This window comes from Acinetobacter sp. UNC436CL71CviS28, from assembly GCF_000620525.1.
Classification (GTDB): Bacteria; Pseudomonadota; Gammaproteobacteria; order Pseudomonadales; family Moraxellaceae; genus Acinetobacter; species Acinetobacter radioresistens.
This window is the reverse complement of the sequence record NZ_JIBB01000003.1, coordinates 25752-39065: the sequence shown is the minus strand read 5'-3', so window position 1 is coordinate 39065 and position 13314 is coordinate 25752. Positions and strand designations below refer to the sequence as shown.

Genomic DNA, 13314 nt, shown 5'->3' with positions numbered 1-13314 from the left:
TTAACTTAGCGGATCGATTAAATTAAAGTCAATAAATTTTTATATGTTAGACAGAAATGAAATGGTCTGAAACCCAGCAGCAGAACTGTCCTGTAGCACAAACACTTGCCATGATTGGTGACCGCTGGACTTTATTAATTATTCGTGATGCATTTTTAGGACTGTCCCGTTTTGAACAGTTTCAAAAATCATTGGGAATTACCCGGCATGTACTTGCAGAGCGTTTAAAACGTTTGGTTGAAGAAGGCATACTGGAAAAACAAAGTTACATAGACCGCCAGCAACGTTTTGAGTACGTGCTGACTGCCAAAGGTAGGGACTTAAAACCTATTTTAATGGCAATCGTCGAGTGGGGTGTGCAGTGGACAGATGCAAAAGAACCAAAATTTTATTTGAAAAAGGAAATATTGGAAGAATTAAAATAGACAGTGAACCCGAGCTAAAAAAAGCCTGCTATGTAAGCAGGCTTTTCTAATTACAGGATTTATTTGGCAGCTTTTTCAGCCTCAACAGAAGCAACAGCTGCATCTACACCTTCAATCGAGTCTGCTGCTTTTTTAATACGTGCCAGAGCATCTACCAGTACTTCATCAGCAGTAGCATAAGAAATACGCATAAAACCTCCCAGACCAAATGCATCACCTGGAACTACTGCAACACCAGTTTCTTCCAGTAACCATTCAGAGAATTCTGTGCAAGATTTAAGACCTTTAGCACGAATAAGAGGTTTAATGTTGGCATAGGCATAAAAAGCACCATCTGCAGGCAGACAAGAAATACCATTGATTTCATTAAGACCATTTACAACAAGGTCATGGCGGCGCTTAAATGCTTCAATCATTGGCTCAAGTACATCTTGTGGGCCATTAAGTGCAGCTTCTGCAGCCACCTGTGAAATTGAGGTCGGGTTAGAAGTTGACTGAGACTGGATCTTTTTCATTGCCCCAATCAACTTGGCAGGACCTGCTGCATAACCAATACGCCAGCCAGTCATTGCATAAGCTTTAGATACGCCATTTAATACGATGGTGCGGTCATATAAATCTGGCGCAACAGTTGCGATATTATAAAATTCATCATCCCAGCGGATCGGTTCATACATATCATCAGATGCAATATAAACTTCCGGATATTTGCGAAGGACCTCAGCTAGAGCTTCCAGTTCAGCTTTGGTATAAATCATGCCTGTAGGGTTGGAAGGGCTGTTTAATACTACCAGACGGGTTTTGTCAGTAATTGCAGCTTCCAGCTGTTCAGGTGTAATTTTGAAACGCTGCTCTTCACCGCATTTCACAATAACAGGTACACCTTCAGCAATAATCACCATATCTGGATAACTGACCCAGTAAGGTGCAGGAATAATTACTTCATCACCTTTATTTAAAAGTGCGAGTGCAAGGTTAAAAAATGACTGTTTACCACCGCAAGAGACCAGAATCTGGTTTGGTTGGTAATCCAGATTATTGTCACGTTTAAACTTGGCAATAATTGCTTTTTTTAGGCCTGGCGTACCGTCAACAGCGGTATATTTAGTAAAACCATTATTGATCGCTGTAATAGCAGCGTCTTTGATGTGTTGTGGTGTATCAAAATCAGGTTCACCTGCGCCCAAACCAATCACATTCTTTCCAGCAGCTTTTAACTCAGCCGCTTTATTGGTTACAGCAAGCGTTGGGGACGGTTTGATGGCATTTACACGATCAGAGAGACGTACGTCCACGGCAATATTCCTTCTTATGGGGATTAAAAATAAAAAGCAATATTATCTTAGCGTAAAAACTGCTTAAAGGGCGTGTAAAAATTACTATATCAGTAAAAAAATGAAAAAGATGGAATCACCTCATGATGAAGCTACAAAAAATCCCGGAATGTCTGTTCGATTTGAACGGAAAAGCACGTTACAATATGGATTGTTTTATTTTGAGTTAGTGTATGAGCCAAAACAAAAAGCCACTGGTCAAGCTCCCGTTTCCAGTGCCGGCAGCCGATCATCCAGAGCAGGTTGCTGTGCATAACCACGTTCGCCCTAAAGCTGAAAACTATGCCGACCGTACATGGGCTCCGCCACGTGGCACTCGGCGCTCTATGGGTAAGCGTTAGTTATAAAAGCAGATAGATCGCCTGTTTTTATAACCCCACACAGTTTAATTTATAGCGTGCTGTTTTGGTAATAATGTTGTTTTTTCTGATACATCTGCTGATCAGCACGTTTTAATAAAGCTTCTATGCTTTCATTTTCCCTGCTCGTAGCACATCCCATGGAAATACTGATAGGTTGGCTGGCATAATACTGGTTATCAATCTTGAACAGTTCTTCAATAGTTTGCGTTGCAGTCAGTGTTTCAGCTTCTGTAGCTGTAGGTAAGAGAATGACGAACTCATCACCTCCAATGCGTGATGCAGTATAACGGGTGTTTTCAATCGCCTGATTAAGTACGTTTCCGACTCTGCGCAATAGCCCATCACCAATATCATGACCTAAGGTGTCATTAATTTCCTTTAAACTGTTCATGTCTATAAAAATACAGGAAACAGGACGCAAACGGCTACGTTCAAGACGTTTGACTTCCTCAGAAAAGAAGGCCCGGTTGCAGAGCTGAGTCAGCACATCATGCCTGCCCAGATATTCCAGATAATTTTCAGCCTTTTTACGTGCGCTGATATCAGTTAAAGCGACCTGCACCATTCCCCAGTCTTCTTCATAACCGGGAAATACGGTAAATTGCAAAATAACATGACGGACACTGCCATCAAGCGCATAATTAACTGCTTCACGCTGGTGATGCAGATTACCATTCCAGAGTTCAATCAGCTGTTCACGGAAGGTCTGCTGCATCTCGTCAGCAAAAATCTGATCAGTATTTTTTAATAAACTCTCTTTATCTGGCGCTTTAAACAGGTCCAGTGTTGCCTGATTTACGTCGATAATCACAATATCATCGATACACTGGTTAACGAACTCACTATGAACATCTAAAAAGGTATGGAAATCCTGAATATTTAGCTGTTTTAGCTGATCAAAACGCTGTTTGATGCGACTGAAATCTTCTACCCATAAAGAAGTCGGTGAATAGATAAATAATGATTCGGCAAGAATACGGTTCTTTTCTTCCTGACGTCGGGCATTTTCGTAGTGGGTAATATCTTCTGTGGTTAGAAGCAGGCGTGAAAGATCATGTTCATAACCAGGTAAAACGATAGCTCTTAACTGAATATCTAAACGTTTACCAGTTAGGGTATAATTTACAGCAGTACTAAAAAATTCGGTTTCTCCCTGCCATAGTGCTACTAGTTCCTGAATGTGGGTTTGATACATGTCCTGCTGAAAAATATTTGCAGTATGTTTAATCAGATCTTGCTGGCTGTCTGCTTCAAAAACTTCTAAAGTTTTGGGATTGACCCGAATGACCTTGATTTTATGAGCACAGCTGCGTACCCGTTCTACATCTTCTTTGAGAAATGCGGCCAGATCATTTATACCCTCTGAACGCCAGACATCGAACTGTTTTTTGATTTCACTATAATCTTCAAGCCACATGGGAATTGGAGACAGATCAAATATTGAAGAATCAAACAGTTCCATGCTTATATCCACATTTTAGGTGACTGGCGAGAGTATAGGGGTAAACAGATTTTTTTAGAACAAATAAGCCGATGAAAATAAGTGGTTATCTGGATAACAGATATTTCTGAAGCTGTAATTACTGAGCTGAATAAGTTAATAATCTAAAAATCTGTCATATTTTACTTTTAATATTTCTAGTTTCAGCCCAGTAATTTATAAATATATAATAAAATTAAATTTTAAGCTTTGGCAAGCCGATTGACCGGATGCTCAATTTCAATTTCTCCTTCCCAAAGGCGAATAAAATCCTGTTCATTAAAATCATAAAGTTCCATCAATGCGATGATGACACCAGTAAATACCAAGGCTCCTTCAGTATTTTCCGGGAAATCATAAATTTTACCATTGAATTTAGATAAAATATCACTGATTTCATGTTCGCGGCCACGTCCATAGCGGTCACGAGGATACATATCTTCATTAAGTACAATCAGGGCAACGGCTTTTTCAGCTTTTTTCAACCGGGTTTTGTCTAAAGCCGCCTCAAACGAGTCACTACCATGATTAAAATAGAAAATGACCTCATCATTAATAAATTGTCTTACCATATCTTGGGTCAGGGTCGGAAACTGTTTTAAAGCATTTCGTTCTACATAAGGCTTAAAAGATTCAGGAAGTATCACATTTTTTGAAATACCTTTAAAAAATGGAGCAATATCTGAAACTTTGTAGCCTGCAATACCACAACCCAAGGCGGTAATAAAATATTTCATTTTAGGGTGGTTACGGGTATAAACCTTGAAATCCTCTACATAATGCTCAATCTGGCTAAGTGGCATTTGCTGAATATGCTCGTTTAAAGTGGGGATAGCATAACTTTGCCCCGCCCAACCTCGACCCACACCTTTTACTGCTCCAAAATACTGGTGGGCTACCCGGGCAGCGCCATCACTGTGTTCGCCTGCCAGATTACTGCCAAATACAAATACAGTATCTTCAGGCAAAGCTTTGATAATACTTTCATCGTGATATTGGTAGACCATATTAACCAGACTTTTTAGAGAAGTGTGTTGTCATGTTGCCGCTGAAAATGCATAGGGTCAAGTGAAATCTTGAGCGCTTTGAAGTGTAACCAAAACATAGCAAAAAGCTATCAGGAAACGCTTAAACATAAAAGAGTTAGTGCCCGAATTCTGTTAAAATATACAGGTCAATCATGAGCAGAGAAGAGTATCAGTGAGCGAGAGCCGTCCTTTTGAATTGGTTACACAGTATGCGCCTGCCGGAGACCAGCCACAGGCTATTGAGAAACTGGTTAAAGGCATCCAGCAAGGGTATAAAAGTCAACTGTTACTTGGGGTGACGGGTTCAGGTAAGACCTATACTATGGCGAATGTCATTGCACAAACCCAGCGGCCCACCATTGTAATGGCACATAATAAGACTTTAGCTGCCCAGCTCTATGGCGAATTTAAAGCTTTTTTCCCCAATAATGCCGTTGAATACTTCGTCAGTTATTATGACTATTATCAACCAGAAGCTTATGTTCCGTCCTCTGATACCTTTATTGAAAAAGATGCGGCAATTAATGACCACATTGACCAGATGCGGTTGTCTGCTACCCGTTCTTTACTAGAACGTCGTGATGCTATTATTGTCGCTTCGGTCTCTGCTATTTATGGCTTGGGTGATCCTGAAGCCTATATGAAAATGCTACTGCATATTGTTCAGGGAGACCGTGTTGGCCGTGACGATATTATCCGCCGTCTTGTAGAGATGCAATATACCCGTAACGAGCTTGAGTTTGTGCGTGGTACCTATCGGATCCGCGGTGAAATTATGGATATTTTTCCGGCAGAGTCAGAACAGAATGCGATCCGTATTGAACTGTTTGATGACGAAGTAGATTCAATACGCTGGTTTGACCCTTTAACTGGCAAAATGCTGCGCAAGGTACCCCGTGTAACAATTTACCCGAAAAGTCATTATGTGACACCAAAAGATAATCTGGTTCGTGCAATTGATACTATTCGTGACGAGCTAAAAGACCAGCTTAAATTCTTTCGCGAACACGATAAACTGCTTGAAGCCCAGCGTATCGAACAACGTACCCGGTATGATCTGGAAATGATGCAACAGCTGGGTTATACCAACGGTATCGAAAACTATTCACGCCATTTATCTGGACGTCGTCCGGGTGATGCACCTCCGACTCTGTTTGACTATGTACCTGATGATGCTCTGCTGATTATTGATGAATCACATGTTACTGTACCGCAAATTGGAGCCATGTATAAAGGAGACCGTTCCCGTAAAGAGAACCTCGTAAATTATGGCTTCCGTTTGCCTAGTGCGCTGGATAACCGGCCCATGAAATTTGAGGAATGGGAGCGGATTATACCCACTACGGTCTTTGTAAGTGCTACACCTGCCCGTTATGAACTGGAAAAGTCAGAACAGGTAGTAGAGCAGGTAGTACGGCCAACCGGACTGATTGATCCGGAAATTGAAATACGTCCAGTATTAACTCAGGTCGATGATGTGCTATCAGAAATCAACATACGTAAAAATTTAAATGAGCGTGTACTGGTGACCACTCTTACTAAGCGTATGGCTGAAGATTTAACTGCTTATTTGAAAGAATACGGGGTAAAAGTAGCCTATCTTCATTCAGATATCGATACTGTGGAGCGAGTAAAAATTATTCATGAACTTCGTACCGGGGTGTTTGATGTATTGGTCGGCATTAACCTGTTACGAGAAGGCCTAGATATGCCAGAAGTATCCCTTGTCGCGATTCTGGATGCAGATAAGGAAGGTTTTTTGCGTTCCGAGCGTTCACTCATTCAGACCATTGGTCGCGCCGCACGTAATATTAAGGGCAAGGCAATCTTATATGCTGACCGCATTACGGACTCTATGCAAAAAGCAATTGATGAAACAGAGCGTCGCCGCAACAAACAGATTGAATTTAATGAATTGCATGGAATTATTCCGCGTAGTGCAGTGCGTCAGGTCATTAAAGAAATTGATACTGGAGAAGTATTAGCTGAGGACGAGATTGATGAGAAAATCACCGCGCAGGCACTTTCTCTGACAGCCGATGAACGGCATATTTTAGCTGATCCAAAACTTCTAAGTAAGCATATGGCGAAGCTGGAAAAAGAAATGCTTAAAGCTTCTAAAGAGTTACAGTTTGAACAGGCAGCCCGTCTTCGTGATGAAATTCTGCGGCTAAAAGCCCAAATGTTACAATAGTGGCAGGCTGAAAGTTTTTCGCAGCAAATTCATAACATAACACTACAAAGAGTGCAAAAAGAACAAGTTAAGTTAGATTATTCTGTGAAATAACTCTTTCATTTCTACGAGGTTTCATGTGCTATGACTAAAAATATATCAAAAGCAGGTTGGCAATTAACAAAGATTGCAGTAGGGGGAGCATTGCTAACTGGTCTTGCTGTCGGGACAATGGCGTATGCGCAAAGTAAAACCATGCCTGTGGTTGAGCGAGTTGAACTGGATAAGTATCTGGGTGTATGGTACGAAGTAGCCCGAAAACCTATGTACTTTCAGCGAAAATGTGCGCGTGATGTTACAGCTACCTATACTTTAAATGAAAATGGCAACATAACAGTAGATAATCGCTGCTATACCCAGGAAGGTAAAATGATGCGTTCACTAGGTGAAGCATATGTGATTAACCCTCCATTTAACAGTAAACTTGAAGTCAGTTTCCTGCCAGAGGCAATTCGTTGGTTACCCTTAGGCCGAGGCGATTATTGGATCTTGAAGCTTGATGACAATTACCAGACAGTACTGGTAGGGGAACCTTCTCGAAAGTACCTTTGGGTACTGTCACGTACACCACAGGTTAAACAGGACGTGGTAAATGAATACCTGAATTACGCTTCTTCATTGGGTTATAAGCTTGATGATATTATTCATACTCAACATACGACTAAATAATAGATTTGTCTTGATCTTCTGAGTCTTAGAAAACATGTTTAAGTATGATTTTTAAATAAATAGATGAATTTTCCATTTATCTTTTCTGCTCCTTTATAATGCAAGATTAAAAAATAGAGGGGCAGTAGAAAGTGTTTAAAGGCGTTGTGCTATCCGTTACAGCATCACTCACCTTCGGGGTTCTCTATTTTTTTACAACCTTTCTTGCTCCTCTTAATAGTGAGCAAACCTTTGCTTGGCGTATGCTATCAACTTTGCCATTTCTGACATTTTTTATGTATTGGAGTGGTGATTTTAAATATATTTCTGCTATTTGGCAGCGGCTTAAAGCCAAACCTCAATTTATTCTAATGTTATTGGTTAGCTCCATTTTATGTACTTCCCAGTTATGGCTCTTTCTGTGGGGTCCAATGAATGGACGAGGCTTACAGGTTTCATTGGGCTATTTCTTATTACCACTGGTCATGGTGCTGATAGGGTGTATTTTATTTAAAGAAAAGTTGTCAAGATTTCAGGTAGTGGCAGTGGCACTGGCAGCTATAGGTGTTGGCCATGAACTCTGGCGAATCGGCGGTATAGCTTGGGAAACAGCCTATGTCGCCGTAGCCTATCCCTTTTACTTCTTTTTGCGAAAAAAAATTCATACAGATCATCTGGGAGGCTTCTGGTGGGATATTGTATTAATTCTTCCGGTTGCAGTTTATTCGAGCAGCATTGGTCTACATAGTTACAGTCAGTTTCTTGCTTATCCCCACCTATTCCCGGCGATAGCAGGTCTGGGAGCGTTAAGTGCATTAGGCTTGGGCAGTTATATTTTGGCAAGCCGTTATTTGCCTATGGTAATTTTTGGCTTGCTCAGCTATCTGGAACCTGTACTGCTAGCCTTGGCTTCAGTTGCCTTGGGCGAAGCAATCTCAGGCGATGAATGGCTGACCTATATTCCTATCTGGTGTGCAGTATTGGTGTTAGTAGTAGAAGGAAGCTTACATTTATACCGACAGCAAAAAAATAAACAGGATCTGGTACGTAATCTGAAATCTTACCAGACCCGTTTAAAAGATGACTAGCTAGAGTCTTGAGTAAGAACTACATGATTTGCTAAGTGATTTTATTCACCCAATTTAAGTATTCATATCTCTAGAATTCTGAACAGATAAGCCTGTAAGATAATTTTGTAAAAAATTAGCGATATTTTATGAAATTATAAGCAATATATTGGAAAATATGACCAGCCCTTTCAGCTTTTGTTTCATTCTTGCCGATAATTCCATTACAATTATCGGGTTTTGAAATTCACGCCTAGATACATTATTAATTAGAGGACGTATTTGTGAGCAAAGACACTATCATCGCCCTGCACGCAGAACACCAAGGTCGCTGGAAAAACCGTGAAGAAATTGCGGAACGGATGATTGCGCTGATTGGCCAGTTATACCGTGAAAAAAATATTGTCACTTCTGTTTATGGCCGTTCTTTAGTTAACCGTTCAGTAATCCAGATTTTAAAAGCCCATCGTCGTACCCGCGTAATGGATGTAGAGCTTTCTGTTGTTCATACTTTTCCAATCCTTGAGGCATTGGTAAAAATCGACAATATCGGTTCTGCTGAGATTGATCTGGGTAAACTGGCTGTTGAATATAAGGAACAGGGTGGTGATGTTGACTCTTTTGTAAAAGAGGCTGTCAAGTCACTAGAAGGTAACCCTGCTTCTGCACAGCCTAAAGATGTTGTACTTTATGGCTTTGGCCGTATTGGCCGTATTCTGGCGCGTCTGATTATCAGCCAGTCTGGTCTGGGCCGTGGTCTGAGCTTAAAAGCAATTGTAGTACGTAAAAGTGCAGATGGTGATCTGGCGAAACGTGCTTCTTTGTTGCGTCGTGACTCAATCCATGGTTCATTTGCGGGCACCATCTCAATTGATGAAGAAAATGAAGCAATCATTGCCAATGGTAACTATATCAAAGTGATCTACGCTTCTAGCCCGGCTGAAGTAGATTATACTGAATATGGTATTGAAAATGCTTTAGTTATTGATAATACAGGCAAATGGCGTGATGCAGAGGGCTTGGCTCAGCATCTGAATTGCCCAGGTGCTGCACGTGTTATTTTAACTGCACCTGGTAAAGGTGAAATGAAAAATGTCGTGTACGGCGTAAATCAGGCAGATATTCTGGATGAAGACAAAATCATCTCTGCTGCTAGTTGTACTACTAATGCGATTACTCCGGTTCTTAAAGTACTGGATGAAAAATATAAAGTTATTAATGGTCATGTTGAAACAGTACACTCATTTACCAATGACCAGAACCTGATTGATAACTACCATAAAGCTGACCGCCGTGGCCGTGCAGCAACACTTAACATGGTAATTACTGAAACTGGAGCTGCTAAGGCTGTTGCTAAGGCATTGCCTCAGCTTAAAGGTAAGTTAACCGGTAATTCAGTACGTGTGCCAACACCAAACGTATCACTGGCAATTCTTAACCTGACTCTGGACCAAGAAGTTGATCGTGAAGAAGTGAACGAATTTATTCGTCAAATTTCAATCAACTCTAACTTGCAGGGCCAGATTGGCTATACCAACTCTACTGAAGTGGTATCGAGCGATTTCATCGGTTCACGTACCGCAGGGGTATTTGATGCACAGGCAACAATTACTTCTGGCAACCGTTTGACTGCTTATGTATGGTATGACAATGAAGTTGGCTATAGCTGTCAGGTATTACGTATTGCTGAGCAGATGGGTGGCGTAAGTTACCCTAAGATTCCTGCTGAAACTAATGCATAAGTCATAAGTATTTTAAAAAAACCTGGGTTCACCCGGGTTTTTTATATCTGTACAAAAAAACTGCTGAACAACACATAGAAATTTATAACAATATTGATGAGTAAAAAAATAATATGTTGTTAAGGAAGATATTTTGCAAATAAAGACCATGCTAAGTGGAATAGCCTTTATTCTACTCGCGACCCTGTGCGGGGTGCTGATTGCCATTTGGGCATTTAAACATTTCAAGATCAACATTCCCTTACAAAATCAGGCAGTTGATATTGAATTACAGGAACCCTTACAAGCACGCGTTAAAATTCATGAGGCCCTAGATGTGAATGTCAAAGGAAAAGTGAATGCCAGTATACCGATTCATGAACAGCTTGATATTCCACTATCTCAGACTTTAAATCCACGGGTATATTTTGATAATGAAGTACCTATCAATACTGTTATACCGGTAAAAGAAACACTTAAGGTGAAACAGGAACTGCCTATTGATACCAAGGTCAAAGTCAGAATTCTGGGCAAAGATGTAACGTTACCGCTCAAAGGTAATATTCCTATTGATCTTGATGTGCCGATTGATATTAAAGTGCCTTTAAACCAGAAAGTACATTTAAAATTTACGGCTCCAGTCAAAACGGTGATTCGTGAAAATCTGAATATTCCATTGAATACAACATTGAATACGAGTATTCCCATTCAAGGTAGACTCAGTGTACCGATTAATGCGCCACTTTCTGCTTCGGTTGATGTCAAGAATATTCTGCCGGTAAAGATACGTAAGGGAGAGCTTTCAATACCCCTTGAACATATAGCACTTAAGCGGGTCACGGCTGAACCGGCCAGTTCGCAAGCTCCCACCTTAAAATAGGAGAAGTTAAGGATGAATATCAGTAACTTCTCGTTAAAAGTTTGGCTGGCCAGTTTTATTTTAGTGAGTAGCTTAATTGCGCTAGTGTTCTGGCTGTATTTAAATGTGCAGGCTTCTCTAGAGGTGAGCTCGACCCAGACCGATATTACTTTACCCCATTCTCTAGGTACCCGTATTCATGTAGGAGAATATCTGACTGCACAGACTATAGGGCGAATCAGTTCATCAATTGATCTTGATCACCACTTGGTTTTACCATTGGATGGCAAATATCTGGCAGATTTAAAATTTAATGTGACCACTCCTGTATCGGTACAAATTAAATATTCGACCATGCTCAAAATTAATCAAGTGATGCCCATCGAAACGACTACAGATTTGATCTATAAAAACAAACTACTTCCAAAATTTCCTTTAAAACTCGATGTACCGGTAAATATTGATGTTCCATTTGAACTGAACCGGACTTATGAATTGCCCATCCAGATTGCATTTAATGGCCCGGTGTATTTCGAGTTTAACCAACAACCGATTAATGTGCATGTAAAGCATCAGCTTAATCCTTCTTTAGAACTGAATGATCCGATTAATATTCCTAAGATCGCTAACTTCGAAGCCACCATGTATAACGTTGAGCGTAATACCAAAGCCAATCTGGATATGAAAATGCTACTGCCGTTAAGTTATATTCAATATCAATAGAACAGTTAAAAGTGGAATTAAATTATTTAGGTTGCTTATTTAAAACTAAGCGAGTTGCTGATTTAAAGCTCTAAAAACCCTATAGAAAAACCGTCAAACTTTATAAGCATTTATGAAGCTTGCAAATACCGGCTTATAATAAACAATTGCTATATTTTCTATTCGAGAATTTAGTAAAAATATGGCAGAATAGGCGGTTTTAAGAGTTTTTAGAGGATTGGCATATGCGCTTTGTTGATGAAGCAGTCATTACCGTAGAGGCTGGCGACGGTGGCAATGGCGTAGCCAGTTTTCGCCGTGAGAAATTTGTACCTTTTGGTGGACCGGACGGTGGTGACGGTGGCCGTGGGGGAAGCATTTATATCCAGGCGGATGACAATACCAGTACGCTGGTCGACTATCGTTATACCCGTAAGTTCCGTGCTGAACGTGGCAAGAACGGAGCAGGTGCAAACTGTACCGGACGTGGTGGTGAAGACGTTGTTTTATATGTTCCTGTAGGAACGACTATAGTGGATACAGAATCAGGCGATATTATTGGTGATCTAGTTGAAAGTGGCCAGAGAGTACTGGTTGCCGGTGGTGGTGAAGGTGGGCTGGGAAATACTCATTTTAAGTCATCAACCAACCGTGCTCCACGTAAATGCACAACTGGTGTAAAAGGGGAGTACCGTGAGATCCGTCTGGAGCTTAAAGTACTGGCTGATGTAGGACTGCTGGGGATGCCGAATGCTGGTAAGTCGACCTTTATTCGTGCTGTTTCTGCAGCTAAACCTAAGGTAGCAGACTATCCATTTACCACTATGGTGCCAAACCTGGGTGTCGTTGATGCTGATCGTCACCGTTCATTTGTAATGGCTGATATTCCTGGTCTGATCGAAGGCGCGGCAGAAGGCGCAGGCTTGGGTATCCGCTTCCTGAAACATTTGGCACGTACCCGTATTTTATTACACATCGTCGATGTGCAGCCGATTGACGGTTCAGACCCGGTACATAATGCCCAAGCAATTTTACGTGAACTTGAAAAGTTCTCACCAACACTGGCACAGTTACCTGTGGTTCTGGTTCTCAACAAACTCGACCAGTTACCAGAGGATAGCCGTGAAGAATGGTGTGAACATATTCTGAATGAATTGAAGTGGGATGGCCCGGTGTTTAAGACTTCAGGTCTGCTAAGTGAAGGAACAAAAGATGTTGTTTATTATCTGATGGACCAGATTGAGCAGCAACGTGAACGTGAAATTGAAGACCCTGAATATGCAGCTCAGGTTAAGGCATTCCGTGAACAGCTTGAAGCTGAAACACGTGAGCAAACCATCGCCGCCAAAGAAGCCTATCGTGCAATGCGTCGTGCGCAACGTCTTGCAGATCATGAGGATGATGAGGACTTCGATGATGACGATGATGAAGTGGAAGTAATCTACGTACGTTAAG

At 41.1% G+C, this 13314-nt stretch carries 11 protein-coding genes and 1 pseudogene; 9 read left to right on the top strand and 3 right to left on the bottom strand.

The genetic code is table 11. The features are described 5' to 3' along the window. Window positions 1-56 precede the first annotated feature (56 nt). Window positions 57-371, top strand: a pseudogene (locus N518_RS0102280) (winged helix-turn-helix transcriptional regulator); the annotation flags it as partial. Between the two features lie 113 nt (window positions 372-484). Here N518_RS0102280 and N518_RS0102275 read toward each other — a convergent pair. Further along, window positions 485-1720 (bottom strand): pyridoxal phosphate-dependent aminotransferase, encoded by a 1236-nt coding sequence (locus N518_RS0102275; protein ID WP_005019381.1) that lies wholly within the window; start codon window positions 1718-1720, stop codon window positions 485-487. Between the two features lie 212 nt (window positions 1721-1932). Between N518_RS0102275 and N518_RS17160 the strand changes: the two genes are divergently transcribed. Continuing rightward, a complete protein-coding gene (locus N518_RS17160; RefSeq protein ID WP_005026981.1) occupies window positions 1933-2100 on the top strand; it encodes a hypothetical protein in 168 nt (55 codons plus the stop codon). A gap of 49 nt (window positions 2101-2149) precedes the next feature. Here N518_RS17160 and N518_RS0102265 read toward each other — a convergent pair whose 3' ends face one another. Further along, on the bottom strand, window positions 2150-3583 hold the full coding sequence (locus N518_RS0102265; protein ID WP_005026979.1) for a sensor domain-containing diguanylate cyclase: 1434 nt from the start codon (window positions 3581-3583) through the stop codon (window positions 2150-2152). Between the two features lie 221 nt (window positions 3584-3804). Next, complete coding sequence (locus tag N518_RS0102260; RefSeq protein WP_005019388.1) at window positions 3805-4608, bottom strand: hypothetical protein; 804 nt, start codon at window positions 4606-4608, stop codon at window positions 3805-3807. 193 nt (window positions 4609-4801) lie between these two features. On the opposite strand from N518_RS0102260, the gene uvrB reads away from it, so the two are divergent. The 7 genes from uvrB to cgtA all read left to right on the top strand — a co-directional run bounded on the left by uvrB (window position 4802) and on the right by cgtA (window position 13313). Continuing rightward, a complete protein-coding gene (uvrB, locus tag N518_RS0102255; RefSeq protein ID WP_005019389.1) occupies window positions 4802-6823 on the top strand; it encodes an excinuclease ABC subunit UvrB in 2022 nt (673 codons plus the stop codon). Window positions 6824-6946: 123 nt separating this feature from the next. Further along, on the top strand, window positions 6947-7531 hold the full coding sequence (locus tag N518_RS0102250) for a lipocalin family protein (RefSeq protein ID WP_005019391.1): 585 nt from the start codon (window positions 6947-6949) through the stop codon (window positions 7529-7531). Window positions 7532-7662: 131 nt separating this feature from the next. After that, entirely contained in the window at window positions 7663-8598 is a 936-nt protein-coding gene (gene rarD, locus N518_RS0102245) for an EamA family transporter RarD (protein WP_005026975.1), read from the top strand. 263 nt (window positions 8599-8861) lie between these two features. Continuing rightward, window positions 8862-10319: a glyceraldehyde-3-phosphate dehydrogenase gene (locus N518_RS0102240; RefSeq protein ID WP_005019394.1), complete on the top strand. Its 1458-nt coding sequence runs from the start codon at window positions 8862-8864 to the stop codon at window positions 10317-10319. A gap of 148 nt (window positions 10320-10467) precedes the next feature. Further along, window positions 10468-11178: a hypothetical protein gene (locus N518_RS0102235; protein WP_017400855.1), complete on the top strand. Its 711-nt coding sequence runs from the start codon at window positions 10468-10470 to the stop codon at window positions 11176-11178. A gap of 12 nt (window positions 11179-11190) precedes the next feature. Next, entirely contained in the window at window positions 11191-11880 is a 690-nt protein-coding gene (locus tag N518_RS0102230; protein WP_005026972.1) for a hypothetical protein, read from the top strand. A gap of 224 nt (window positions 11881-12104) precedes the next feature. Further along, a complete protein-coding gene (cgtA, locus tag N518_RS0102225) occupies window positions 12105-13313 on the top strand; it encodes an Obg family GTPase CgtA (RefSeq protein WP_005026967.1) in 1209 nt (402 codons plus the stop codon). The last annotated feature ends 1 nt before the right edge of the window (window position 13314 follow it).

Excerpts from the sequence above, each read along its gene's own strand:
- N518_RS17160 (WP_005026981.1), top strand. The coding sequence starts at position 1,933 with ATGAGCCAAAACAAAAAGCCACTGGTCAAGCTCCCGTTTCCAGTGCCG.
- N518_RS0102265 (WP_005026979.1), bottom strand. The coding sequence starts at position 3,583 with ATGGAACTGTTTGATTCTTCAATATTTGATCTGTCTCCAATTCCCATG.
- N518_RS0102260 (WP_005019388.1), bottom strand. The coding sequence starts at position 4,608 with ATGGTCTACCAATATCACGATGAAAGTATTATCAAAGCTTTGCCTGAA.
- N518_RS0102250 (WP_005019391.1), top strand. The coding sequence starts at position 6,947 with ATGACTAAAAATATATCAAAAGCAGGTTGGCAATTAACAAAGATTGCA.
- N518_RS0102235 (WP_017400855.1), top strand. The coding sequence starts at position 10,468 with ATGCTAAGTGGAATAGCCTTTATTCTACTCGCGACCCTGTGCGGGGTG.
- N518_RS0102230 (WP_005026972.1), top strand. The coding sequence starts at position 11,191 with ATGAATATCAGTAACTTCTCGTTAAAAGTTTGGCTGGCCAGTTTTATT.
- cgtA (WP_005026967.1), top strand. The coding sequence starts at position 12,105 with ATGCGCTTTGTTGATGAAGCAGTCATTACCGTAGAGGCTGGCGACGGT.